This is a genomic window from Citrobacter sp. Awk 2 (assembly GCF_028069815.1).
Taxonomy (GTDB): Bacteria; Pseudomonadota; Gammaproteobacteria; order Enterobacterales; family Enterobacteriaceae; genus Citrobacter.
Genome location: NZ_JANEWL010000005.1, coordinates 31,734 through 56,077, shown reverse-complemented (window position 1 = coordinate 56,077; position 24,344 = coordinate 31,734). Strand labels below are relative to the sequence as shown.

22 protein-coding genes are annotated in these 24,344 nt (G+C 55.0%); 2 read left to right on the top strand and 20 right to left on the bottom strand.

The features are described 5' to 3' along the window. Positions 1–5: 5 nt before the first annotated feature. From eutK to maeB, 17 genes are all read right to left on the bottom strand, one after another. Positions 6–536 (bottom strand): ethanolamine utilization microcompartment protein EutK, encoded by a 531-nt coding sequence (gene eutK, locus NNO02_RS02660; RefSeq protein ID WP_271454151.1) that lies wholly within the window; start codon positions 534–536, stop codon positions 6–8. Between the two features lie 11 nt (positions 537–547). Beyond that, positions 548–1,207, bottom strand: a complete 660-nt coding sequence (eutL, locus tag NNO02_RS02655) for an ethanolamine utilization microcompartment protein EutL (RefSeq protein ID WP_198903394.1) — start codon at positions 1,205–1,207, stop codon at positions 548–550. 9 nt (positions 1,208–1,216) lie between these two features. Next, positions 1,217–2,113, bottom strand: a complete 897-nt coding sequence (eutC, locus tag NNO02_RS02650) for an ethanolamine ammonia-lyase subunit EutC (protein ID WP_271440177.1) — start codon at positions 2,111–2,113, stop codon at positions 1,217–1,219. A 20-nt stretch (positions 2,114–2,133) separates the two neighbouring features. Continuing rightward, positions 2,134–3,495: an ethanolamine ammonia-lyase subunit alpha gene (gene eutB / locus NNO02_RS02645; RefSeq protein ID WP_003038029.1), complete on the bottom strand. Its 1,362-nt coding sequence runs from the start codon at positions 3,493–3,495 to the stop codon at positions 2,134–2,136. Between the two features lie 11 nt (positions 3,496–3,506). After that, positions 3,507–4,910: an ethanolamine ammonia-lyase reactivating factor EutA gene (gene eutA / locus NNO02_RS02640; protein WP_271454150.1), complete on the bottom strand. Its 1,404-nt coding sequence runs from the start codon at positions 4,908–4,910 to the stop codon at positions 3,507–3,509. After that, positions 4,907–6,139 (bottom strand): ethanolamine utilization protein EutH, encoded by a 1,233-nt coding sequence (eutH, locus tag NNO02_RS02635; RefSeq protein ID WP_003835043.1) that lies wholly within the window; start codon positions 6,137–6,139, stop codon positions 4,907–4,909. Before eutH ends, eutA begins: the two co-directional genes overlap by 4 nt. A gap of 119 nt (positions 6,140–6,258) precedes the next feature. After that, positions 6,259–7,446: an ethanolamine utilization ethanol dehydrogenase EutG gene (gene eutG, locus NNO02_RS02630; RefSeq protein ID WP_271448581.1), complete on the bottom strand. Its 1,188-nt coding sequence runs from the start codon at positions 7,444–7,446 to the stop codon at positions 6,259–6,261. Then, entirely contained in the window at positions 7,436–8,275 is an 840-nt protein-coding gene (gene eutJ, locus NNO02_RS02625) for an ethanolamine utilization protein EutJ (RefSeq protein ID WP_202038106.1), read from the bottom strand. Before eutJ ends, eutG begins: the two co-directional genes overlap by 11 nt. 32 nt (positions 8,276–8,307) lie before the next feature. After that, positions 8,308–9,711 (bottom strand): aldehyde dehydrogenase family protein, encoded by a 1,404-nt coding sequence (locus tag NNO02_RS02620; RefSeq protein WP_271454149.1) that lies wholly within the window; start codon positions 9,709–9,711, stop codon positions 8,308–8,310. Between the two features lie 11 nt (positions 9,712–9,722). Then, positions 9,723–10,010 carry an ethanolamine utilization microcompartment protein EutN gene (eutN, locus tag NNO02_RS02615; RefSeq protein ID WP_137384744.1) on the bottom strand — a complete coding sequence of 96 codons (288 nt, stop codon included), beginning with the start codon at positions 10,008–10,010 and terminating at the stop codon, positions 9,723–9,725. Positions 10,011–10,120: 110 nt separating this feature from the next. After that, a complete protein-coding gene (gene eutM, locus NNO02_RS02610) occupies positions 10,121–10,414 on the bottom strand; it encodes an ethanolamine utilization microcompartment protein EutM (RefSeq protein WP_003835054.1) in 294 nt (97 codons plus the stop codon). A 39-nt stretch (positions 10,415–10,453) separates the two neighbouring features. Beyond that, on the bottom strand, positions 10,454–11,470 hold the full coding sequence (pta, locus tag NNO02_RS02605; RefSeq protein ID WP_271454148.1) for a phosphate acetyltransferase: 1,017 nt from the start codon (positions 11,468–11,470) through the stop codon (positions 10,454–10,456). Continuing rightward, positions 11,467–12,270, bottom strand: a complete 804-nt coding sequence (eutT, locus tag NNO02_RS02600; protein ID WP_271440172.1) for an ethanolamine utilization cob(I)yrinic acid a,c-diamide adenosyltransferase EutT — start codon at positions 12,268–12,270, stop codon at positions 11,467–11,469. The genes pta and eutT overlap by 4 nt, the downstream gene beginning before the upstream one ends. Positions 12,271–12,279: 9 nt before the next feature. Next, positions 12,280–12,987, bottom strand: a complete 708-nt coding sequence (gene eutQ, locus NNO02_RS02595; protein WP_271440171.1) for an ethanolamine utilization acetate kinase EutQ — start codon at positions 12,985–12,987, stop codon at positions 12,280–12,282. Next, positions 12,965–13,444 carry an ethanolamine utilization acetate kinase EutP gene (gene eutP / locus NNO02_RS02590; protein WP_016153958.1) on the bottom strand — a complete coding sequence of 160 codons (480 nt, stop codon included), beginning with the start codon at positions 13,442–13,444 and terminating at the stop codon, positions 12,965–12,967. The genes eutQ and eutP overlap by 23 nt, the downstream gene beginning before the upstream one ends. A 12-nt stretch (positions 13,445–13,456) precedes the next feature. Next, positions 13,457–13,792 carry an ethanolamine utilization microcompartment protein EutS gene (gene eutS, locus NNO02_RS02585; RefSeq protein WP_137384748.1) on the bottom strand — a complete coding sequence of 112 codons (336 nt, stop codon included), beginning with the start codon at positions 13,790–13,792 and terminating at the stop codon, positions 13,457–13,459. Between the two features lie 159 nt (positions 13,793–13,951). Further along, positions 13,952–16,231, bottom strand: coding sequence for an NADP-dependent oxaloacetate-decarboxylating malate dehydrogenase (gene maeB, locus NNO02_RS02580; RefSeq protein WP_271440170.1), 2,280 nt, complete (start codon positions 16,229–16,231; stop codon positions 13,952–13,954). Positions 16,232–16,511: 280 nt separating this feature from the next. On the opposite strand from maeB, the gene tkt reads away from it, so the two are divergent. Then, the gene (gene tkt, locus NNO02_RS02575; RefSeq protein WP_271454147.1) at positions 16,512–18,506 is read left to right on the top strand and encodes a transketolase; all 1,995 of its coding nucleotides are present in this window, start codon (positions 16,512–16,514) and stop codon (positions 18,504–18,506) included. 82 nt (positions 18,507–18,588) lie between these two features. On the opposite strand, the gene NNO02_RS02570 is transcribed toward tkt, so the two are convergent. From NNO02_RS02570 to aegA, 3 genes are all read right to left on the bottom strand, one after another. Then, positions 18,589–19,632 carry a DUF1176 domain-containing protein gene (locus tag NNO02_RS02570; protein WP_271454146.1) on the bottom strand — a complete coding sequence of 348 codons (1,044 nt, stop codon included), beginning with the start codon at positions 19,630–19,632 and terminating at the stop codon, positions 18,589–18,591. A 124-nt stretch (positions 19,633–19,756) separates the two neighbouring features. Beyond that, the gene (gene nudK, locus NNO02_RS02565; protein WP_061068315.1) at positions 19,757–20,332 is read right to left on the bottom strand and encodes a GDP-mannose pyrophosphatase NudK; all 576 of its coding nucleotides are present in this window, start codon (positions 20,330–20,332) and stop codon (positions 19,757–19,759) included. Positions 20,333–20,399: 67 nt separating this feature from the next. Continuing rightward, positions 20,400–22,379 (bottom strand): formate-dependent uric acid utilization protein AegA, encoded by a 1,980-nt coding sequence (gene aegA / locus NNO02_RS02560; RefSeq protein WP_271454145.1) that lies wholly within the window; start codon positions 22,377–22,379, stop codon positions 20,400–20,402. Positions 22,380–22,643: 264 nt separating this feature from the next. On the opposite strand from aegA, the gene narQ reads away from it, so the two are divergent. Next, positions 22,644–24,341 carry a nitrate/nitrite two-component system sensor histidine kinase NarQ gene (narQ, locus tag NNO02_RS02555; RefSeq protein ID WP_271454144.1) on the top strand — a complete coding sequence of 566 codons (1,698 nt, stop codon included), beginning with the start codon at positions 22,644–22,646 and terminating at the stop codon, positions 24,339–24,341. Positions 24,342–24,344 lie beyond the last annotated feature (3 nt).

Below are 24,344 nucleotides of genomic sequence, written 5' to 3'. Positions count from 1 at the left end.
ACAGGTTAATTTTTTAAGCGATAGCGACTACTGCGTTTACGCAACGCTCCGTCAGAAAAGAGCTGTTCCAGCGCATTTCTGGCTTTATCAAGTGACCAGCCAAAGTGCGCGGCCACTTCCCCTGCCGTCATTCCTTGACGGGTTGATGCCAATAACGCCAGGAGCTCATCAGAAGATTCAGATGTCACAGGCGCTTCCTGCGTCTTTTCCGCTTTGGCTTCTGGCATCATTTCTGGCTTCGGTGCGGATTTCTTCGGCGCACGTTTAAAACCGCCGATCAGCCACTGGGTGTCATCATCCGGCCGCCCTATCTCCTTACGGCTGATAACACGGCCTGTACGCGCAGCAGCAGCACTGCCAGCATCCAGCGCAGCACGGCACGCCGCCAGATCGCCTTCCACCACCAGCGTCAGCCTGCCAGGATCGAGCACTTCGTGGCTAAGCAGTCGCACGTTCGCAGCTTTCAGCATGGCGTCCGCAGCATCAACAGCCGCAACCATGCCATCCACTTCCAGTAATCCCAGTGCATTGATCATCACAACCTCTCTTACGCGCGTTGTACCGGATTACGGGCAATATCCAGAACGGCATCGGCAAAGGCGTTACACGCGGCTTTACAGGCGGCCTGACTACCGGTCAAAAACGCCGCTGAGTAGTTGGTTTCTGACGGTGGTGGAACGTAGGTCACCAGCTGTACATCGGCAGATTTCAGTGCAGCATCAATACCGAATGTCGCTTCCAGCGGCGGTGCCACCAGATAGGCCATGGGATCGCCAAGTCGACATCCCGCTGTCGCGGAAAGATACGACCCCGTGCGCGATACGACGTGCGCCAGGAAGGCGGTATTTTCTGCGTCATTTGCCCACTGGAACGCCGCGCCACTTTCAATATTGGCAACCATGGCGTCCAGGCCCGCGCGAACTTCAGCCGGGTTCGGTCCGCCGAGCATAATCAGCACTTCACCTGCCGTGGGAGAAGGTCCGTGTGCCGCACCGGCATACAATGAGCGGCCATAAACCACTTCCACCATCGCCTGTTTGGTCGCCTCGTCTGCGGCAATATACGCCACGTCATCAGAATCTGCTGTGATGAGCCCGAGGCTACGTATATGTGGCGGTAATTTAAGTTCGCGAGCAAAACCGTCATTTACCGAGGCAATCACGCGCATCGCGGTGACTGAGGGTCTTATCAAATCTAATGCTGGCATGATGCCTCCTTAACGGGTCATATTGATGCCGGATGCTTTTTGCTCCAGCATGCGCTTGGCCAAATCGACGATTACCGCAGCCGCTTCTACCGGAGGCGTACCGCCCTGGTGAATGTTCGAGATACAGGTGCGGTCAGCTTCAACGGTAGTCGCCACGCGCGGTGAATACACCGCGTAGCAGGAAAGGCTCTCCGACTGGCCTAAGCCCGGACGTTCCCCCACCAGTAGGATCACCGCTTTCGCCCCCAGCAGTTCGCCAATCTGATCTTCGATTTTTACGCGACCATAGCGAACAAAGAACGGCGTACCGACCTTCAGCCCGGCTTGTTTTAAACCCGACAGCAGCGGCGGCAGAATCTCTTCGTAGTTGGCGGTGATCGCATCGGTAGACAGGCCATCAGAGATAATCACCTGCACATCCGGGTTAGCCACACACTGCGATTTCAACGCTTCAATGGCTTCCGCACTCAGACGACGCCCCAGATCCGGGCGTGTCAGATACAGGTTTTTGTCACTGATTTCTGAACGAACTTCCAGCAACCCTTGCGCTTTCACCCACTCTTCCGGCACCTCTTTTAAGACCGTATCTTTCGAACGCGAATGGTCCGCCAGGAAACGCAACAACGCCTGAGTACGCGGGCGAGGACCGGCACGACCGGTGCACACGCGTGCTGCAGTACTGCGACGCAGTTCAGTCAACACGTCCGCACGGTGTGGATTTTCGACACCAATCCACGCTTTGGCTTCAGCAGAACCCAAGTCCATCGCACAGCTTTCACCTGTCGGCGCAGCACACTGTGTGGTGCTGCATTTCGCTTCCGGTGACGGTGCCTGAGCCTGCGGCTGTGACTCACCCATTGACGCCATTACGCTGCGTACAATTTCTTCAATCTGTTTTTGATCCATCGTGTGTCATCCCCGCGTCATCAGAAGAACAGTGACGGATCGCCCGCCCGTTTGGTCAGGCGACCGTTTGCCATAATGCCCATGGTTTCCAGCCAGCGCTCAAACTCCGGCGACGGACGCAGGTTCAGCAGCTGGCGCACGGTCGCGGTATCGTGGAATGCAGTGGTCTGGTAGTTGAGCATGATGTCGTCACCGAGCGGCATGCCCATGATGTAGTTGCAGCCAGCGGTGGCGAGCAGAATCATCAGGTTTTCGTTGAGGTTCTGGTCAGCATCAGCATGGTTGGTGTAGCAGCAGTCACAGCCCATTGAGATGCCGCTCAGCTTGCCCATGAAGTGGTCTTCCAGACCGGCACGAATAATCTGACGGTCGTTGTAGAGATACTCTGGTCCGATAAAGCCCACCACGGTGTTCACCAGGAACGGATCGTAGTGACGCGCCAGCCCGTAGTTACGCGCTTCCATCGTCACCTGATCGGCACCAAAGTTAGCGCCAGCAGAAAGCGCAGACCCTTGCCCGGTTTCGAAGTACAGGCAGTTTTCCCCGGCGATACGGTTAAACTCCGCACCCACGGCACGCGCTTCATCCAGCATCGCCAGCTCAACGCCAAACTCTTTTAAGCCTTTTTCACTGCCGCAGATACTCTGGAAAATCAGCCCGCCCGGCGCGCCGCGACGAATTGCTTCAATCTGCGTGGTGACGTGCGCCAGTACGCAGCCCTGGGTCGGAATATTAAATTTGTCGATGACGCCATACACGGTATCGAGGACGCGGCTTAAGTTCTCCACATCATCCGTTACCGGGTTGACCCCAATGACCGCATCACCCGCACCGAAGGAAAGACCTTCATAGATCTGAGCGGCGATACTCTGTACATCGTCACGGGTATCGTTCGGCTGCAAACGGCAGCTAAAGGTGCCCGGCAAGCCAATGGTGGTGTTCGCCTTTTTGATCACCGGCATTTTCTTGCCGCCGTAGATCAGGTCCGCGTTGGAACAGATTTTGGCCACCGCAGCAACGACTTCCGACGTTAACCCTTTGCGCGTAAACGCAATGTCATCGACAGAAGTTTCATCACTCAGCACATACTCGCGCAGCTCACTGATACTCCAGTTTTTGATGCGGTTATAGGCCGTTTCATTGACGTCATCCTGAATCAGACGCGTTACGCAGTCTTCTTCATAGGAAATCACCGGGTTATTGCGGATATCCGCCACCGTCATTTCCGACAACACCTGCTTGGCAGCCACACGCTCCTGCGAGCTTGTTGCGGCCACTCCTGCCAGCACATCCCCCGAACGCAGTTCGTTGGCTTTTGCCAGCACCTCTTTTACATCCTTAAACTGATAAACATTGCCGAACAATGTGGTCTTTAGTTTCATAAGTCGTTCCCTCAGGAAGGAAATGCGAGTGATTTCACCGTCACCGGCACAACCGATCCGCCAAAAAGAGGCGTACCAATGTCGATATAGTCCCCCGCCCGGACAACCACCTCATCGATGACTGCCAGCGGGTGTTGCTGTAACTGTGGGCGTAACAGCATGCCCAGGGCTTTACCAAAATCCTGCTCGGCTACCACCAGCAGGGGATGCGGATTCGGATAACGCGCGACGAAGGCCAGCAGCGCGTCAATCACCGTTAACAGCGCGGCGTAGCGCACCGGTAACGAACCGGGCAGCGCAAGCACATAAGCATCCGTTTGTGGATCCAGATCGAGCTGCATCAATGCCTGTTGCCAGGCAGCAACCAAATCGGACTCATCCACCGGAATCGCCACCGGCAGATTGCGCAGCGGAAGCTGAACACCCTCCAGCCAGATGGTGCTGCCCGAAAGCGACAGCGTATGCGCACCAGCACCAATCACCGTGGCGCGCACGGTTTGCGCCGGGAACTGCACGTTCATCTCACGCAGACGCGGGTGCTCATGCAACGCCGTGGCGAGCAGCGGCCCGATATCGGAAAAACAGAACGGATCGGCAGGTTGGTTGCGGTAGCATTCGCCCACTCCGCCGGACAACGTAATCACTTCCGGTTTCACGCCCGCAGGCAGCAGACCGGTTTGCATCAGCGCCTGCGCCAGTGGTGAAAGCGTGCCTTCAATCACTTCCACAATCAGCGCCGCCATCCGTCGCGCCACCTGAACCAGTTGCGTGGCGTTAAGCGAACGCGCATCGGTGCCAGGGCCAAAAACGTCATCGACAATCATCTGTCCCGGCTGATGCGCGTGAACCACGCGCCCCTGGCCGTCCGTTTCCAGCAGACGCCCTCCGACGTTCAGGCAGGCTGAACCGCTGACTTTCCCCGCGTCGAACAGCACGTAATTCGACGTCCCGCCACCGATGTCGATATTCAGAACACGGCACAACTTCTGCTCTGACAGGGTCTGGGCACCCGCACCATGGCCAGCAATCACCGATTCCAGATGTGGACCGGCACTGGCCACCACGAAATCACCCAACGACTGGGAGAGCATCATCACCGCCGGACGCGCATTGCGGGTTTTCGCACTTTCCCCGGTAATGATGATCGCGCCGGAATCGACGGTTTCTGGTGCGATACCCGCCGCCTGATACTGGGCGAGGATCAGCGCTTTCAGTTCGGCTTCTTTCAGCCCGCCCTGCTTATCAACGGGGGTAAAGAAAACCGGGCTTTGCCAGCTAATTTCGCGTTTGATAAATTCGTAGCGCGGCACCTGCGACACTGCCGCACGGTTAACCAGCTCAAGGCGAGAGAAGATCACCTGAGTGGTGGTGGTGCCGATATCGATACCGACGCTCAGTAGCTGGCGAGTATTCACGATTGCGCCTCCGGGTTGGTTTCTACTTCTGCTGGAACATCTTCATCTTTCGGTACCAACAGCATAGCCACACCAATCGCCGTCACGCCGCCAATCAGCTTGCCGACAATCATCGGGAAGATCATGGCGTTCATGTTCGCTGCGGCGAAGCCTAAGTGGTCACCCAGCGCGAAGGCCGCGGAGACCGCAAAGGCGCAGTTGATCACTTTGCCGCGGGTATCCATATTCTTCATCATGCCGAACATTGGGATGTTGTTCGCCAGCGTCGCCACCATACCAGCAGCCGCAATATTATTGATTTTTAACAGGTTACCGACGCTCATCAGCGGTTTTTCAAACCAACGAGTCAGCAGCAACACCATTGGGTACGCACCGAGCAGCACGCAGGAAATAGAACCGATAACTTCGATGGCGCGCATCACTTCACCCGGTTTGTCGCCCGGAGCCATGAAGATAGGATCAAGACCCGGGATCAGCTCCCAGCCGAGCAGGAATTTGACCACCGCAGCTGCCAGGCCGATGGTGATCAGCGCCACCAGGAATTTCGCGAAGATCTGGAAGCCGTTGATCATTTTTTCCGGGATGAATTTCAGTCCCAGCGCCACCAGCACGGCCACGATCAGCACCGGGATCATATTCATCAGGATCAGCGCGAAGGTGAACTCCACCGGCTGCCCGTTGATTTCGACGCCGGAGTACATCGCAATCAAACCGCCCGCAATACAACCAATCGGAATGGTGACGATACCGGCCAGCACGCCCAGCGCCAGATAACGACGGTCAGACGGTTCAATAATCCCCAGCGCAACCGGAATGGAGAACACCAACGTCGGCCCCATCATCGCCCCAAGGATCAGGCCAGAGTACAGCCACGCCGCAACGTCGCCGCCCGCCAGTTCTTTCGCCAGGAAGAAGCCGCCCATATCGCACGCCAGCAGCGTTCCGGCAAACATCGACGGGTTCGCGCCCAACATTTCGTACAGCGGAATAATTACTGGCCCGAGCACATGCGCCAGTACCGGTGCCAGCGCGGTCATACCAACCATCGCCAGACCCAGCGCGCCCATCGCCATAAAGCCTTCTTCAAACTGGCCGCCCGATCCCTCAATACTCTTACCGAACTTACCGAGGAAGCGTGCCGAACCGCCGAACTGCGACAGGATCCTGTCCACGGCGGCAATCAGCATAAAGAACATCATGATGTACATGATGATTTCGTTAATTCCCATAGCCCCTACTCCCTGTCATTTGTGATTTGTAGGCCGGATAAGACGTTTACGTCGCCTCCGGCATTAACGCCGTGTTATTGCCGGATGGCGGTGCGAGCACCTTATCCGGCCTACAGGCATTACCCGGCAGCCGCGTACAGGTCGATAATCTGTGCCTGTGTGGCGGTGCGTGGGTTACTGCGAATACAAATATCCTCCAGCGCGGCGTGAGCCCATGCGCTGTAATGCTCAGGCTTTGCCCCAACGTCAGAGAGTCGTTTGGTCTGGCCCACCTCGTTAATCAGATCGCTAACCGCACTGATGGCGTCACGATCGTCCGATTTCTTATTGGTTAATGCCCGCCCGATATGGCTGAAGCGTTCGCGACACACCATGCGATTAAACCCCATTACCGTGGGTAGCAGCATGGCATTAGCCTGTCCGTGCGGGATGTGCAGCGTCGCCCCCGGCTGGTGCGCCATTGCGTGGCATAAGCCCAGCCCGGCACTGGAAAACGCCATTCCGGCCATACAGGAGGCCAGTAACATGCTTTCGCGTGCCGCCAAATCCTGACCGTAGCCGACGGCCTTCGGCAGCGATTTGCCGATCATCGCAATCGCGCCAATCGCCAGGCTGTCGGTAAACGGCGTCGCGTTCAGCGCGCTGTAGGCTTCAACCGCATGGGTCAGCGCATCAATTCCGGTCATCGCCGTCACGTGCGCGGGCACACCTTCCGTCAGCGCTGCATCAAGAATCGCCACATCCGGCATCAGGGTTGCATGCGCCAGCACTTTCTTCAGCCCGGTTGCGGCATCAATAATCACCGTGACGTTGGTGGTTTCTGAGCCTGTTCCGGCGGTAGTCGGTACAGCAATCAGTGGCAACCGTGGACGTAACACGCTGCGTTCGTCCATGTCAGCCAGCGTCTGGGTCGGGTTGGTCACCAGCAGTGCGACCGCTTTGGCCGCATCCAGTACGGAACCGCCACCAAAGGCCACGACGCCGTCGCACTTCGATTCACGCAGTTGCGCGACCGCCGCGCAGACATCCGTGATGCACGGCTCGCCCACCGGGCACGGCCACAGCGTCATCGCCACACCTTTCATCGCCAGGCTACGCTCAAGCGAGGCCGTCATTCCCGCCTGATGCAGGAAGCTATCCACCATGACAAACATATGCGTCAGTCCGCGTGTTTGCGCTTCCTGCCCGCAGGTGCTGAGCGCACCCAACCCGCACAATGTGACAGGGGGAACACTAAACGTTTTAACGCGTTGCAGATTCAGGGTGTCGAATGCCTGAAAGAGCGCGGTCTGCAATTCAGCTTGCATAGATTCCTTCCGCTTTTTCTTTTCCGCTATTTGCAATCGCCAGCGGGGTCATGAACAGGCTGTGCTGAGGTAAGTGCACTTGCAGTTCCGGAAAACGCTTACGGAACAGCTCATCGACTCCCGGCTGCATGCAGGAACCACCGGCCAGCCATAAATCGGTAACTCCCTGTCCTGCAATATGGTGAGCTACGATTTCCGCCATCTTTTCGTAGACCGGCTTCACCACCGGCCAAATTTCTTTACCGTTGCTGCGCTTGTACTGCTCAGCTTCTTCGAGCTGAATGCGGCGATTTCCGGCCAGCGTCAGGGAAATGTGGTGTCCACCGGTCGCTTCATCGGCGGAGTAGGTCACTTTGCCCTGTTTAACAATGGCAATTCCGGTAGTACCACCACCAATATCCACGACCCCGGCGTTATCAAGTTGCAGCAGATCCGCAACCGCGGTCGGCTCGTCTAACACATGACTCACGTCAAGCCCGGCGGATTCCAGCACGTTGATGGAGATACGCGGGTCGGTTCCCGGTGGGAATGAGGTCGCCGCATGGGTAAAACGGCAACCTAACTGTTGTTCAAGCGTATCGAGATGGCGACGAACGATGGTCACCGCACCGAAGAAATCCCAAACGATGCCATCGCGCACAACATCAGCCCAGTCCAGACAGACCGCAACCGGCTGCCCGTCGCTGTCGACAACCATCGACACCACATCACATGTCCCCAAATCAACGCCCAGCCACAGCGGTGATTCGCTCACGGCAGGTGTCTGGTTACATAGCGTTGCCGCTTTTTGCAGTCTGGGTGTGAGCCAACGTTGTTCGTCGTGCGCCATCTCTTTCTCCCTATAGCCTGATGGACTAACTGTTATACGATGCGAAACGCATCCACCAACACACAGCGACGCAGACGCACAAACGTGCGCGCACTGGTCACCCCTTCCCCGGTTGGCGTGGTAATGGTCATCGTGGTCCAGCCTTCGCCGCCGAGTCCCAGGCCTGCAATACACGGCCCATTCTTGACGAAAATGCTGGTATCAATGGCGTTAGCCATACGGTTCATATTGTCGATGTTGCGTGAGTGCATTGCCGCCGTGTGGTGGCAACCGCCTTCAAGCGCGACGGCCAGATCAATGGCCTCATCAACGTTGGCAACCCGCACCACTGGCAGTACCGGCATCATCAGTTCGGTGACAGCGAATGGATGCGTGGCCGGAGTTTCGACGAATAACAACCGGGTTTGATCCGGTACGTTCAGGCCAATCGCCGCAGCGATTTTTCCAGCGTCACGCCCGACCCAGTCACGGCTGACCGTACCTTTGCCGCGCTCATCAACATTTTTCAGCAGCACCGGTTGCAGTTGCTCAGCCTGGGCCGCCGTCAGCTTGACCGCATGCTGGCTTTCCATCAGACGCATCAGTTCATCAGCGACGCTATCGACCACGATCAGCACTTTTTCGTCGGCGCAGATGATGTTGTTGTCAAACGATGCACCTTTGACGATTGACTGCGCCGCGCGTGCCAGGTCAGCCGTTTCATCAACCACCACTGGCGGATTACCCGCACCAGCGGCAATCAGACGTTTGTTGGTGTGTTTACGCGCAGCGTCCACTACGGCTTCACCGCCGGTTACCACCAGCAGGCCGATACCAGGGTACTTGAACAGACGCTGAGCGGTTTCGATATCCGGGTTGGCAACGGTGACCAGCAGATTCGCCGGGCCACCCGCAGCAACCACCGCCTGGTTGAGCAGGGTGATGGCGCGCTGAGAAACACGTTTAGCCGCCGGGTGCGGAGCAAAGACCACGCTGTTACCCGCAGCAATCAGGCTGATGGCGTTGTTAATGACGGTTGCCGCCGGGTTGGTGGACGGTGTCACCGAAGCCACTACGCCCCACGGTGCGTTTTCAATCAAGGTCAAGCCGTTATCGCCGGTCAGAACCTGTGGAGACAGGCATTCCACACCCGGTGTGCCACGGGCCTGAGCCACGTTTTTGGCAAATTTATCTTCAACGCGTCCCATACCGGTTTCACTAACGGCAAGCTCCGCTAATTCTCTGGCGTGTTTTTCGCCCGCTTCACGAATAGCGTGAATGGCCAGTTGGCGCATAGCGACGCTTTTCAGCCCCTGCTGGGCCAGTTTTGCGGCCGCCACTGCGTCATCCAGGGAGGCAAAAACGCCCATTTCTTGAACGGCACTAACGGGCTGGCTGCTGTCTTTCATTTTCAGCAGTACCGCTTTCACGACCTGTTCAATATCCTGTTGATTCATGATTTTCTGCCCTATTTATGGAAGATCACCTGACCACCTGCCACCACTTCATCGACAATGCCAATCACGCACAAATCGACAGGCGATGATTCGTTATGGTGCGCCTGACGGGCTGAGCTTCCGCTGACCAGCAGCACCCACTCTCCGTTTCCCGCTCCGATGCTGTCGATCGCAACAGCACACTGCCCGTCAGGATTTCCCTGGGCATCAATCATTTCCACCATCAGCAACTTATCGTGCGCGAGTCCCTGATGGCGTACGGTACAAACGATTTGTCCTGTGACGATTGCCAGTTTCATACCCGCCTCCGTGGCATATTTCAGGTAAAACCTCCCCCTACCCTCCGCAGAAGGTAATGTGAAAAGGAGAGAGGGTGACGCCAGCAATGATGTGGCGTCACATGGACTACTTACATGTCGTTGCTGTCGCCTTTAAAGCTGATCGGGAAGACTTCTTCCAGATCGCCATGCGGGCGCGGAATCACGTGTACAGAAACCAGTTCCCCAATGCGCTGTGCTGCAGCAGCACCCGCATCCGTTGCTGCTTTACAGGCCGCCACGTCGCCACGAACCATTGCAGTAACCAGACCACCACCGATTTGCTTCACGCCAACCAGTTTCACGCGTGCCGCTTTAACCATTGCGTCAGAAGCCTCAATCAGTGCAACCAGGCCCCGGGTTTCAATCATTCCTAATGCTTCCATTGTGCTTTCCTCTTAAGTAGAAGGGGTCCAGAACGGGACCTAAACAACCAGTGTTTGTGAGGCGTCTTCACGACTCACGTCAGTCTGGCGCGGCACTGCTGCCACCAACGCCAGTTCGATAATTTCCTGCACGCTACAGCCGCGAGAAAGGTCATGAAGCGGTGCGGCAAGCCCTTGAATCAACGGACCGACTGCACGATACCCTCCCAGGCGCTGAGCGATTTTGTAACCAATGTTGCCTGCCTCCAGTGACGGGAAGACCATCACATTGGCATTGCCGTGTAGCGGACTGGCAGGCGCTTTTTGCGCGGCGACATCCGGTACAAAAGCGGCATCAAACTGCAGTTCACCATCAACGGTGAGCTGCGGTGCGCGTTCACGAACGATGTCCGTGGCCTGCTGCACGTTGGCAACGTTGGGATGGCGCGCACTGCCATTACTTGAAAAGGACAGCATGGCGACACGCGGTTCTTCTCCGGTAATGGCCTGCCAGGTCTGCGCACTGGCAATCGCAATATCCGCCAGTTGTGCAGCAGTTGGCTGCGGCACCACGCTGCAATCGGCAAACCCTAATGACGGCCCGAGGTACTGCGGCAGCATCAGGAAAATCGACGACAGCGTTTTGCATCCCGGCTGTAACCCAATGATGCGTAGCCCTGCACGCAGCACATTCGCGGTTGATGACAGGTTGCCAGCAATACAAACATCGGCTTTACCTGCACTGACCATCGCGGCCGCGAACATTAGCGGATCGTTGAGTTTCTCAAGTGCATCTGGCGGCGTTTTCTCTCCCGCCCGAGCCAGCCAACGCAGCGCAAATTCCTCTCGCATTTGCGGGTTGCTTTGTGGGTCGATCACCTGAATACCGTCCATTGCCACGCGATGGCTGAGGGCAAACTGGCGCAGCGCGAACGGGCTGGCGACGAGAATGGGATGCGCCAGGCCGTGCTGATGCAGGTAGTTCGCGGCTTTCAGCACCCGAACATCCAGCGCATCCGGGAACACCACCCGAGCGGGTGCGCGCTGGGCGAGTTGACGAGCACGTTCAATGATCATTGCTTCTCCCCCAGTCGCTGTTGGATTTGGCTGACGCTTAGCGGATGCTTCGCCACACTCAGAATCATCATCACGTAGACCGTACTCGACAGGCGATTCAGCGCCTGCAGAATGTCCGGTCGCAATACTTCAAAACTGCGGGTGATAAACACCTGCGCCGCTACGGTTTCCGTTTCACGGACTTTGGTGCGCAGCAGATTGAGCAATGCAGAATCGCGTCCATGGCTGGCTTCAGGCACCAGATGATCGTGATCCAGATAGCGCAATGGCTGATGCGACAGGCGGTGCAAGTCTTCATCGCTTAAACCGACGATTGACTGCGCGGACAGCGGTTCGTCCATGGCATCGGCACGCATAATGTTGCCCAAACGTGAGCGGATATCCGCCAGCCATGGCTGCCACGGCTCCGCCAGTTCAATCTGCAGCCACACCGCCAGACCGATGGTGCTGTCCAGCGCCGCACGAAATCCCAGCCGCGGATCGCTTTTGGCGACCATCTTGTCCGCCGTCAGATGTGTCAGCGTGTCAGGCTTCTTCATCACCGGTTGATGGCACAGTTCGCAACTGGCCTGTGGATGCGTATCACTACTGGTTAAACCATGCACCGGCTGCGGCTGCTGTTCTTCGTCATCGATAAACAGACTTCCCTGCTCGTCGATAAATTTAATGCGCAGATGTCGACTTTCCAGCAGTTCCCGGGCAGACGGCGTCAAGCGAGCATCAGCGGGGAGGTGAATTTCAGCTCCTTCGCTAAGCGTGTGATTCGCTCTTAGCCATGCTTCGGTAATGAAATCCTTCATACATCCGCCTTAGCAGGACTGCCAGTTCGCAGGCCAGGCCACATACAGGAATTTCACAGTCGATGGCGTACCAAACTCGATGCTGGAGCCTTTCGGGATAAACATCACATCCCCGGCTTTCGCAATCATGGTTTCGCCTTCATGACGAACGTGCAGTTCGCCTTCCAGAATCATGTCGATTTCGTCGTAGTTCAGCGTCCATGGGAAAAAAGCGTTATCCCACTGCATGAAGCCGGCGGCCATACTGCTGCCGTCCTGGTCGGTCACTAAGTCGGTTAAGCCAACACAGTGCGGTTGAGCACCGTCAAAACGACCAAACTTCACGCTACTGCCGTCAATGACTTTCACGCCGCCTTTGCCGGTAACCGAGTTAAAGCTCGGCTGCATTCCGCCCTGCTCCAGCGACTGCTTCTCCTTCATGACTTTATCCATCAACTGCGCGACCAGGCTTTCGGTGAACTGCCCTTCCGGCAGTTGCGCGATGATGGTTTCGCGAATGCGCTGACTTTCCGATTTGCCATCATCCACTGGAGCGGCCGTTGCGGCGGTTGCTGCAACTGGTGCTGATTCGTCGCATTCAGTGATAGTGACGCCCAGCAGCTCCGCAACCTCGCGAGCCTCCGGGGTGATGATGCTGGCGCGCAGAACAACCGACAATTCCTGTTCGCCGCGTGCGTGGGCCGCACGAATATCGTTAGCTGTGATGAGTTTTTTCACCTGCCCTTTCCTCCTTTTGGCTGAGCTCAGTCAGATAATCCACCAGGTGCTGCACGCTGCGCGGGTCATGGCTATTGAGTTCAAAAATTGGCTCCTGGAACCCTATCCCGCGAAGTAGTTGTCGCGTTGCGGCGACGTCGGCATCCGGCATGTCCGTTTTACTGATAACGGCGATTTGTCGTTTACTGGCGCCGATATCCAACAGCCCGGCAGGTAAGCGACTTTCTTTATCATTTGCCGCGTGTATATAAATCAACGTATCAACATCTTGCAGCGTGGTAATTAAGGCGTGATACCAGCGCGGATGGCTAAAATATTCTCCGGGTGTATCGATATCACCGTTTTCATTAAACTCCACTGCCTGTGTTTTTCTGGCGAGGGAGTAATTTCCCTGGAGCGCATTAAAAAGCGTTGTTTTCCCCGCCCCGACCGTACCGACAAAAGCAATACGTTTCATCGCCGCCTCTGATTAACTTTTTGTCAGGTTGCACAAAGTGAAATTTAATACCCGACCCAGGCCGCTAACGGTCTGCAATAATGCTTCTTCGACCGCACCAACAGAGCCGTAGATCACCAGCGCGCCACTGAATCTATCGAGAAAACCGATATGTACATCTGCTGCCTTCATAGCCAAATCGCCGGCAATCATCGCGGTTTCTCCCGGCGTAAGCGTCATGATGCCGATAGCACCCGCTTCGGGAACGCCGATCTTTTTCGCCAGTTCTTCACCGGGGTGCGCAATCAGATGCGCCAGCGTGACCTGTTTTCCCGGCACAAATTCCTGAATGATGCGTTCTTTTTCCATTGCTCACCGCCTCTGCTAAAACTGTCCTCATCGTGGCAATTTTTTGTCAGAGTAAATAACAAAATTCGGCAAGTGGGTTTAAAAGGTGAAGTAGATCACTAAGAAATGAAAAATAAAAAGGCGCGGGAGAACCCCGCGCCGGAAATAATTAAAGTGAAATTACAGCGGTTGCGTTTGGGCTTCTACGACCGCCAGCGCCACCATATTAACGATACGACGAACAGAGGCAATTGGCGTTAATACGTGAACAGGTTTAGCGACCCCCATCAGCACCGGACCCACGGTAACACCTTCCGAACTGGAAACGCGTAGTAAGTTGTAACTAATACGGGCAGCTTCCATATTCGGCATCACCAGAATATTGGCTGAGCCTTTCAGCGGGCTGTCCGGCATCCGATCGTTACGAATGCTCTCTACCAGCGCCGCATCACCGTGCATTTCACCGTCGATCATCAGCTCAGGCGCACGCGCCTTAATCAGCTCCAGCGCGTCGCGCATTTTGCTGGCGGATGGGCAATTGGAAGAGCCAAAGTTAGAGTGCGACAGCAACGCCACTTTCGGTTCGATACCGAAACGACGCACTGTTTCTGCCGCCATCACGGCGATTTCAGCCAGCTGTTCCGGCGTCGGGTCATCGTTAACGTAGGTATCCGCAATAAAGGTGTTTCCGCTTGGCAGCAGCAGCGCATTCATCGCCCCTGCCGTATGGACACCTTCACGATGACCAAACACCTCTTTCACCACGCTGAAATGCTCATGGTAGTCGCCAATCGTACCGCAGATCATTGCATCTGCTTCGCCACGCTGCACCATGATCGCACCGATCACCGTGGTGTTGGCGATCACTGCGCGCTGCGCCTGTTCCTGGGTGATCCCCCGGCGCTTCATGATCTGGTAATACTCGCTCCAGTACTCTTTGAAGCGTGGATCGGATTCATTATTGACGATCTCGAAATCGACGCCAGCTTTGATCTGCAAACCCAACTTCTGGATACGCATTTCGATCACGCTCGGACGACCAATCAGGATCGGCTTCGCCAGGCCTAAGGTGATCAATTCCTGCGTTGCATGCAGTACACGCGCTTCTTCCCCTTCCGTCAGCACCACGCGCTTCGGCGCTTTGCGCGCCAGCGAGAAAATCGGCTTCATGAACAGGTTGGTTTTGTAGACGAATTCGGTCAGCTTATCGATGTAAGCGTCAAAATCAGCAATCGGACGCGTCGCCACGCCGGAATCCATCGCCGCTTTCGCTACCGCTGGCGCGATTTTGACAATCAGACGCGGGTCAAACGGTTTAGGAATAATGTATTCCGGGCCGAAGCTCAGATCCTGATCGCCGTAAGCCGAAGCCACGACTTCGCTCTGCTCGGCGTGCGCCAGCTCAGCAATCGCGTGAACTGCAGCCAGTTTCATCTCTTCGTTGATGGCGGTAGCACCCACATCCAGCGCACCACGGAAGATGAACGGGAAGCACAGGACGTTGTTGACCTGGTTCGGGTAGTCAGAACGACCGGTACAGATGATGGCATCAGACCGGACTTCTTTCGCCAACGGCGGCAGGATTTCCGGTTCCGGGTTGGCGAGTGCCAGGATCATTGGCGCACGGGCCATTTTCTTGACCATTTCCTGAGTCAATACTTTCGGACCCGAGCAGCCGAGGAAAATGTCTGCACCGTCAATGACATCATCCAGCGTGCGCTTACCATCATCCACCACTGCATAAGCCGCTTTGGTTTCCGCCATATTTGGTTCGCGGTCTTTGTAAATCACGCCTTTGGAGTCACAGACCACAATGTTGTGCTTCTGCATACCCAGCGCCACCAGCAGGTTCATACAGGCAATCGCCGCCGCGCCTGCGCCAGACACCACCATACGCACGTCAGAAATATTTTTCTCAACCACCCGCAGACCGTTAAGAATTGCGGCCGTACTGATAATCGCAGTGCCGTGCTGGTCATCATGGAATACCGGAATATTCATGCGCTCACGCAGCTTTTGCTCAATGTAGAAACATTCCGGCGCTTTGATGTCTTCGAGGTTGATACCGCCAAATGTAGGTTCGAGGGCCGCCACGACATTGATAAATTTATCCGGATCGAGTTCATCGACTTCAATATCGAACACGTCAATTCCGGCGAATTTCTTAAACAGAACGCCTTTACCTTCCATCACGGGTTTACCGGCTAGTGCACCGATGTTACCCAGTCCCAGCACCGCAGTACCGTTAGAGATAACCGCGACAAGGTTGCCACGCGCGGTATATTTGTAGGCCGCCAGCGGGTCTTTTTCAATTTCAAGGCACGGTGCAGCTACGCCCGGCGAGTAGGCCAGAGCAAGATCACGCTGTGTTGCCAGCGGCTTGGTCGGAGAAACCTGGATTTTACCGGGTACTGGAAATTCGTGGAAATCGAGGGCGCTTTGTTTTAACTGGTCATCCATCTTGTTGTTCCTTTCACGTATCTATCAAAAAAGTGGCGCGGGTAACCATTCTGCTGAGCCGCACATTATCACCTCAGTCAGCGGCACAAACTTTGAAGGCCTCCAAACTCTCACCATTCAAAGAAAGAATTTGTTATCAATTTATAACAGCTATGTTACCTGCTTAAGCCAGCAATACCATGCCTGTCTGCTATGCTTTTTGCTGACAACGCCCGCAATTTTCCCAAAAGTGTGAATCACAACACGCATCTAACGCTTTACTTTTCAAGGAGTATTTCCTATGACCCGTAAAGAGCTTGCCAATGCCATTCGTGCGCTGAGTATGGATGCCGTCCAAAAAGCTAACTCTGGCCATCCTGGTGCACCGATGGGCATGGCCGATATCGCTGAAGTGCTGTGGAACGATTTTCTCCACCACAATCCAACCGACCCCAGCTGGTACGATCGTGACCGATTTATCCTGTCCAACGGTCATGCCTCTATGTTGCTCTACAGCCTGCTACACCTTTCCGGCTACGATCTGCCGTTAGAAGAGCTAAAGAATTTCCGCCAACTGCACTCAAAGACGCCAGGGCATCCGGAAATTGGCTACACACCGGGCGTGGAAACCACCACGGGTCCACTGGGTCAGGGACTCGCAAACGCGGTTGGGATGGCCATAGCTGAACGGACGCTGGCTGCACAATTTAATCAGCCGGATCACGAAATTGTCAGTCACTTCACCTACGTCTTTATGGGTGACGGCTGTCTGATGGAAGGGATTTCTCACGAAGCCTGTTCGCTGGCGGGCACACTGGGGCTAGGTAAACTGATCGGTTTCTACGATCACAACGGTATCTCGATTGATGGCGAAACCAAAGGCTGGTTTACCGATGATACAGCGAAACGCTTTGAAGCCTATCACTGGCATGTGGTGCACGAGATTGATGGCCACGACCCTGAAGCCGTGAAGCAAGCAATTGTGGAAGCACAGCGCGTAACCGATAAGCCGTCACTGATTATTTGTCGGACGGTGATTGGTTTTGGCTCCCCCAATAAAGCAGGAAAAGAAGAAGCGCACGGTGCCGCGCTGGGTGAACAAGAAGTGGCGTTGACCCGTCAGAAACTGGGCTGGCATCACCCGCCCTTTGAGATCCCGAAAGAAATTTACCGGGCATGGGATGCACGCGAAAAAGGGGAAAAAGCGCAACAGAACTGGAATGCGAAATTCGCGGCTTACCAACACGCATACCCGGAACTGGCAGCAGAGTTTACCCGCCGGATGCGCGGCGAACTCCCCGACGAATGGGAAAAAACAACCCAGAAATACATTACCGAACTGCAGGCTAATCCGGCCAAAATCGCCAGCCGCAAGGCTTCGCAAAATACACTGAACGCCTACGGGCCAATACTCCCTGAACTGCTGGGTGGTTCGGCAGATCTCGCACCCAGCAACCTGACTATCTGGAAAGGCTCAGCATCTCTGAAAGAAGATCTCGCCGGCAATTATATTCACTACGGCGTGCGTGAATTTGGCATGACCGCCATTGCCAACGGCATCGCTCATCATGGTGGTTTTGTGCCATATACGGCGACCTTCCTGATGTTTGTTGAGTATGCGCGTAACGCCGCACGCATGGCGGCACTCATGAAAGCCAGGCAGATCATGGTCTATACCCATGACTCGATTGGCCTGGGAGAAGATGGACCGACGCACCAGGCCGTCGAACAACTCGCCAGCCTGCGCCTGACACCTAACTTCAGCACCTGGCGTCCGTGCGATCAGGTGGAGACAGCGGTCGGCTGGAAGCTGGCGGTGGAGCGTCATGACGGACCCACGGCGTTGATCCTCTCCAGACAGAATCTGGCACAGATTGAACGTACGCACGAGCAGGTGAAGCAGATTGCCCGCGGTGGCTATGTGCTGAAAGACAGTGGAGGAAAACCCGATGTGATCCTGATTGCCACAGGTTCAGAAATGGAAATTACATTGCTGGCGGCGGAAAAGCTGACGGGTGAAGGCCGCAATGTCCGTGTGGTTTCACTGCCCTCAACAGATATTTTCGACGCCCAGGATGAAGCTTACCGGGAATCGGTTCTGCCGGCAAACGTGAGCGCACGCGTGGCAGTAGAAGCGGGTATTGCCGACTACTGGTACAAATATGTCGGTCTGAAAGGCGCAATTGTCGGCATGACGGGGTATGGGGAATCTGCTCCGGCAGACAAACTGTTCCCTTTCTTCGGCTTTACGGTGGAGAACATCGTCGAAAAAGCGCATAAAGTGCTGAACGCCTGATGGCGACGCTCACGCGTCTTAGCAGGCCGACGAAATCTATCACCTTCAGCCCGTATAAGGCGCAGTCGCATCCGGCATTAAATTAACGCGTGATCCACAGCGTGGGCCAGGCATCGGGTCCATGCCAGTTATCACAACTTGGCTCTTGTGCGTAACGCACCAAACGAAAGCGCTGGCCGTCAAACCGCCAGCGAGTCTGGATCCCGCAGTCCGATAAACCTCGCCCTTTGGCGAGAGTGACCAACTCACGAGATTTCTCGTCAAACGTGGCATTGGTCAGCTCCATGTCGGTACTGTCTGCATCTGTTTTAAATGGCAGGCTCAGACGTACAGCGCGAGAGGTAAACGGTGTGGCACGAGAAACGGTCCATGCCAGATCGATCGTGTTGTATGCCCCTGCTTCGCAGCCTATCATCAGCAGAGCTTTATCGTCCGTTAAGGCGAAAACCCGCATCTCACGACGCATGGGATCGAGTGAACAGCGGATGCCATTGATCCGCCAGTTGCCATAATCCAACAGCTCGCTACGCTCCTGTTGAGTGAGTGGCGTTGGCGTGGAATTAACCACAGCCACACCTTTCAGGGCGGGAGCCGGCGGAACGCTGAGCGGCGGCTCGTCTCCTTTCTCAATCCAGGCGGTTTCACTACCGACGCGCTTTTGTTGCGCATCAATAAACAACAATGCTGCTTTCAGCCCAGACAGAGACAGCGTTTGCGTACCTTTTTGTAGGGTAATGGCTTTCGCATCCTGCACGGTTTGTAAAAATGTACCGATGGTAGCCGGATCATCCGTCATCAAATGCCAGGGCGTAATACGCCAGTGTTCACCGGCCAATAAGAGTGGTGCGCCGTCCAGCAGTAAGCGCGGCGCAATATCGGCCTCTTTGACATCAGGAGAATCCATACCGCCAAGTTCAATACGTAACACAGCATCGGTATGCGCCCCGGCACTGCGGCTCAGGGTCATCACCAGGCCGTGATGATCTCCCGTATTTCGCGCCACGCAGAAGTTTTGATTGTTGCAGGTCACCTGCCAATCAGAAAATGCCTGTTGCGCAGGTGCCGCCCACAGCAAGCGGGCCGGTAACAGGCCGAGCAGGAACAAGAAAATAATGCGATAGCGCATGGACGGTACAACCCCGAAATCAAAACACACAGCCCAGGCGGTATCTTCCTTGCGCGACTGATGAGGCTCAATAAGAATCGTCGGATTGGCCTGTATCTTTGTAAAGAAATATAAACTCTGACCGCTAATCCATAAGATGCGACGATTGCAGGTAGTTAAGTAAAAGCACCGTTTTCCCGTCGCGAATCTCGCCCGTTTTGATCATCGATAGTGCCTGTTCAAAAGGCAATTCCAGTACTTCAATATCCTCATCTTCAATACCGCCACCCGCATTTGCCCGTTGGCTGTCACTGTATTGCGCGATAAAAAAGTGAATGATCTCCGTCACGCCGCCCGGCGACATGTATAACTCAAAAAGTTTCCGTGCTTCGCCCACTTCATAGCCGGTCTCTTCAATAGCTTCTTTACGAATGCAAACTTCCGGTTCATCGTTGTCCAGCAACCCGGCGCAGGCTTCAATCAGTTGTCCACTTTCATTGCCGTTGACCCAGGTCGCAATACGAAACTGACGGGTCAGCACGACGGTTTTTTTCTCCGGGTTATACAGCAAAACTGTGGCACCGTTACCGCGATCGTAAACCTCACGTTTGTGGCGAATGACCTCGCCATTGCTGCGGGTCAGGTCATAGGTGATATTGCGCAGGATGAAGTAGTTATCAGAAAGGACTTTATCTTTGATGAGGGTAATTTTTTGCGACATACCGGCTCCACAGCAAGAAGTGAAAAATAATACTACGCCGTGAAACCGGGTTTGTCTTGACCTTAGGCTAATGAGATTTGACTGATTTTACGCCCAGCCAGTCAATGATGCCCTGTGCGGCATGTCGCCCTTCCGCCATCGCAGTAACGACCAGGTCCGCACCGCGAACTGCATCACCACCAGCAAAGATTTTCGGATTACTGGTTTGATACCGGTATGCACTCTCCACATTCGCTGCAATACGTCCCCAGTTGTCGACCTTCACACCCTGACTCTCAAGCCACGGCATACCGTGCGGGTGAAAACCAAACGCCATAATCACCGCATCAGCGGGCATGACAAACTCACTCCCGGCAACAGGGACCGGGCGGCGACGCCCCTGAGCATCAGGCTCACCGAGTTGGGTACGTAAAAAACGTACGCCGCTGACGCGTCCATCAGCCTTTAACATCAGTTCAACCGGCTGAACGTTAAATTCGAAATTGGCTCCCTCTTCACGCGCGTTCTTCACCTCTTTTTTCGAGCCCGGCATGTTGGCTTCATCACGACGATAGGCGCAGGTCACCTGACTCGCACCGTGACGTAACGCGGTTCGCACACAGTCCATCGCCGTATCTCCGCCGCCCAGCACGACAACATTCAGCCCTGCGGTATCAATAAAGGGCTCTTCCGGCAACGCATCCAGCCCCATCACCTGTTTGGTATTGGCAATCAGGAACGGCAGTGCATCATAAACGCCCGGCGCATCTTCATTTGGTAGATCGGCTTTCATCGAACGATAAGTACCAACCCCCACAAATACGGCGTCGTAATCGTCCAGCAACGAGGACAGCGCCACGTCTTTACCCACTTCACAGTTCAGTTCGAAATGAATGCCCATGGCGCTAAAGATTTCACGGCGGCGCGCCAGCAGCGATTTGTCCAGCTTGAAAGCCGGAATACCAAACGTCAGCAAACCGCCGATTTCAGGATGACGATCGAACACGGTGGCGCTGACGCCGTTTCGCGCTAACACATCAGCACAGGCAAGACCTGCCGGACCCGCGCCAATAATGGCGACACGTTTATCGACTTTCTGTACATGGCTTAGGTCGGGTCGCCATCCTTTGCTCAGCGCACGGTCTGAAATATAACGTTCAATATTGCCGATAGTCACCGCGCCATGTTCGTTCCGCACCGTGCAGGCCCCTTCGCACAGTCGGTCCTGCGGACAGACGCGTCCAGTCACCTCTGGCAGGCAGTTAGTCTGGTGAGAAAGCTCTACCGCCGCATCAAGGTTCCCGGCTTTTACCAGTTCAATCCACTGCGGGATGTGGTTATGCAGTGGGCATGTCCATTCGCAAATACTGTGCTCGCCACACTTCAGGCAGCGAGATGCTTCCCGCTCCGCCTGCGCCGTACGAAATGGCAGGTATATTTCATCAAAGCTGGTTTTACGGGCTTCTATAGCCAATTTATCCGGCTCACCGCGCGGTGGAGTCGCCTGCATCTGCTCGCGCCTGGTGAGCAAATGGGGCGTAAAATCGGTCGCGCTGGCATGCCAGGGCTGACTTTCAAGGTTCGCCGTACGCAGCCGGCGTGCTTTTGATAATCCGGTAAGCGAACTTTCCGTCACCAGTTGTAACGCCTGCGCCGGACAGTTCTCCACGCAAGCCGGACCCTCTTCACGCCCCTGACACAGGTCGCATTTGTGCGCTGTTGCTTTTACCTTTCCTTTAGCGACAGGAGTGAGTACGATCTGCATCGTACCAAAAGGACAGGCAACGACGCACGATTTGCAGCCAATACACTTTTGCGCATTCACCTGAACGCTGTCGTGCTCATGACTAATGGCCCCATTCGGGCAACTTCTGGCACAAGGGGCATCTTCACAGTGGTGGCAGGTGACTGCACTGCGCTGTTGCTGATGCTTGATGACGGTAATTCGGGGCTGAAAATGCCGTTTGCTCAGGACATGTTGCTCGTCATTGTGGGCCATGACGCAGGCGACCTCACAGGCGTGGCATCCCAGGCACTGTTGGCTATTGACCATAATAAAACGATTCATGGCTTCCTTCTTTTTTGGTTGCGAAAACCTTATTCTTTATATGACTGTTGTTATTAACCGACCCTGAAGAGGGCGGCAATGTTCATTTGCCCAGGAAGCACAACTATTTATCCAGAACCTGTGGCAGATCAATTTATTTCATCTAATATGAAATTGTGTTTCATTTAATAATCAGTTTCATGATTACTTTTTTAACATTTATCAAATACGCTGAATCGTTCAGGTTGAGTCGGAGCGTGGCGTGAATTGTGTGAGGGTGCGCAAGTGACGGTAAAGCGTCCGGTCTCGGCCAGCCTGGCTAAGGCTTTTTTCTATATAGTGTTGCTGTCGATTCTCTCAACGGGTATTGCACTGCTTACGCTGACCAGCAGCTTGCGGGATGCTGAAGCCATCAATATTGCCGGCTCTCTGCGTATGCAAAGCTATCGATTAGGTTACGATTTGCAAAGCCAGAGCCCGCAGTTAAACGCCCACCGTCAGCTTTTCCAGCAAGCGCTTAACGCGCCAGCATTGCAAAACCTGAATGCCTGGTATGTTCCGCAAGCGGTAAAAAGTCGCTATGGCCGCCTGCATGCTAACTGGCTGGAAATGAACGCCCGCCTGACCAATGGCGACTTGCAGTGGTATCAGTCCAATATCAACAACTACGTCGATCAAATCGATCTCTTTGTGCTGGCACTTCAGCATTATGCCGAGCGCAAGGTGATGTTGGTTTTTGGCATATCGCTGGCGGGGGGGATCGGCATCTTCACCCTCGTCTTCTTTACGCTACGGCGTATTCGCCAGCAGGTCGTGCGCCCGCTGAATAAGCTGGTGATGGCCAGCCAGCATATTGAACACGGTCGGTTTGATATCTCACCGCTGGATACACAACTCCCCAACGAACTGGGATTACTGGCGAAGACGTTTAGCCAGATGTCGAGTGAGTTGCATAAGCTGTACCGCTCGCTGGAAGCCTCCGTCGCCGAGAAAACCCACGATCTCCACGAAGCCAATCGCCGCCTGGAAGTGTTATATCAATGTTCCCAGGCACTGAATACCAGCCAGATTGACGTGTACTGCTTCCGCCATATTTTACAGATTGTCCGCGAACATGACGCCGCGTATTTTCTGGAGCTCACCGTCGGTGATAACTGGCGAATCAGCGAAGGAACAGCAAGCCCTGAACTGCCGATGCAGATCCTGCCCGTCACGATGCAAGATACGGTGTACGGTGAACTGCACTGGCAAAGCCCGAATGTGAATGCTTCCACACCTCTGCTCAACAGCGTATCAACTATGCTCGGGCGCGGGCTGTACTTCAACCAGGCGCAAAAGCATTTTCAGCAGTTGCTGTTAATGGAAGAGCGAGCAACAATCGCCCGCGAGCTCCACGACTCGCTGGCGCAGGTACTTTCTTATTTACGTATTCAGCTTACGCTACTGAAACGCTCTATTCCGCAGGATAACGTTCCGGCGCAAAGCATCATGGCGGACTTCTCCCAGGCGCTGAATGATGCTTACCGCCAATTGCGCGAGCTGCTTACCACCTTCCGCCTGACGTTACAGCAGGCCGATTTGCCTTCCGCCCTGCATGAAATGCTGGAAACGCTGCAAAATCAAACATCTGCTAAACTGACTCTCGATTGTCGACTGCCAACACTGGCACTGGACGCGCAAATGCAGGTGCATCTGTTACAGATCGTCCGTGAAGCCGTGCTGAATGCCATTAAGCATGCCAATGCCAGCGAAATTGCAGTCAGTTGTGTGACCGCGCCGGATGGTAATCATACCGTTTATATCCGTGATAACGGTGTCGGCATCGGTGAGCCTCATGAGCCTACGGGGCACTACGGTCTGAATATCATGCGTGAGCGCGCAGAGAGACTCAGCGGTACGTTGACCTTCTCGCAACCTTCCGGAGGAGGCACGCTGGTGAGCATCAGCTTTCGATCGGCAGAGACCGACAGTCAGCTAACGTAAAGA

Coding starts and splice junctions, on each gene's coding strand:
- eutK (WP_271454151.1), bottom strand. CDS start 536: ATGATCAATGCACTGGGATTACTGGAAGTGGATGGCATGGTTGCGGCT.
- eutL (WP_198903394.1), bottom strand. CDS start 1,207: ATGCCAGCATTAGATTTGATAAGACCCTCAGTCACCGCGATGCGCGTG.
- eutC (WP_271440177.1), bottom strand. CDS start 2,113: ATGGATCAAAAACAGATTGAAGAAATTGTACGCAGCGTAATGGCGTCA.
- eutB (WP_003038029.1), bottom strand. CDS start 3,495: ATGAAACTAAAGACCACATTGTTCGGCAATGTTTATCAGTTTAAGGAT.
- eutH (WP_003835043.1), bottom strand. CDS start 6,139: ATGGGAATTAACGAAATCATCATGTACATCATGATGTTCTTTATGCTG.
- eutG (WP_271448581.1), bottom strand. CDS start 7,446: ATGCAAGCTGAATTGCAGACCGCGCTCTTTCAGGCATTCGACACCCTG.
- eutJ (WP_202038106.1), bottom strand. CDS start 8,275: ATGGCGCACGACGAACAACGTTGGCTCACACCCAGACTGCAAAAAGCG.
- NNO02_RS02620 (WP_271454149.1), bottom strand. CDS start 9,711: ATGAATCAACAGGATATTGAACAGGTCGTGAAAGCGGTACTGCTGAAA.
- eutN (WP_137384744.1), bottom strand. CDS start 10,010: ATGAAACTGGCAATCGTCACAGGACAAATCGTTTGTACCGTACGCCAT.
- eutM (WP_003835054.1), bottom strand. CDS start 10,414: ATGGAAGCATTAGGAATGATTGAAACCCGGGGCCTGGTTGCACTGATT.
- pta (WP_271454148.1), bottom strand. CDS start 11,470: ATGATCATTGAACGTGCTCGTCAACTCGCCCAGCGCGCACCCGCTCGG.
- eutT (WP_271440172.1), bottom strand. CDS start 12,270: ATGAAGGATTTCATTACCGAAGCATGGCTAAGAGCGAATCACACGCTT.
- eutP (WP_016153958.1), bottom strand. CDS start 13,444: ATGAAACGTATTGCTTTTGTCGGTACGGTCGGGGCGGGGAAAACAACG.
- eutS (WP_137384748.1), bottom strand. CDS start 13,792: ATGGAAAAAGAACGCATCATTCAGGAATTTGTGCCGGGAAAACAGGTC.
- maeB (WP_271440170.1), bottom strand. CDS start 16,231: ATGGATGACCAGTTAAAACAAAGCGCCCTCGATTTCCACGAATTTCCA.
- tkt (WP_271454147.1), top strand. CDS start 16,512: ATGACCCGTAAAGAGCTTGCCAATGCCATTCGTGCGCTGAGTATGGAT.
- NNO02_RS02570 (WP_271454146.1), bottom strand. CDS start 19,632: ATGCGCTATCGCATTATTTTCTTGTTCCTGCTCGGCCTGTTACCGGCC.
- nudK (WP_061068315.1), bottom strand. CDS start 20,332: ATGTCGCAAAAAATTACCCTCATCAAAGATAAAGTCCTTTCTGATAAC.
- aegA (WP_271454145.1), bottom strand. CDS start 22,379: ATGAATCGTTTTATTATGGTCAATAGCCAACAGTGCCTGGGATGCCAC.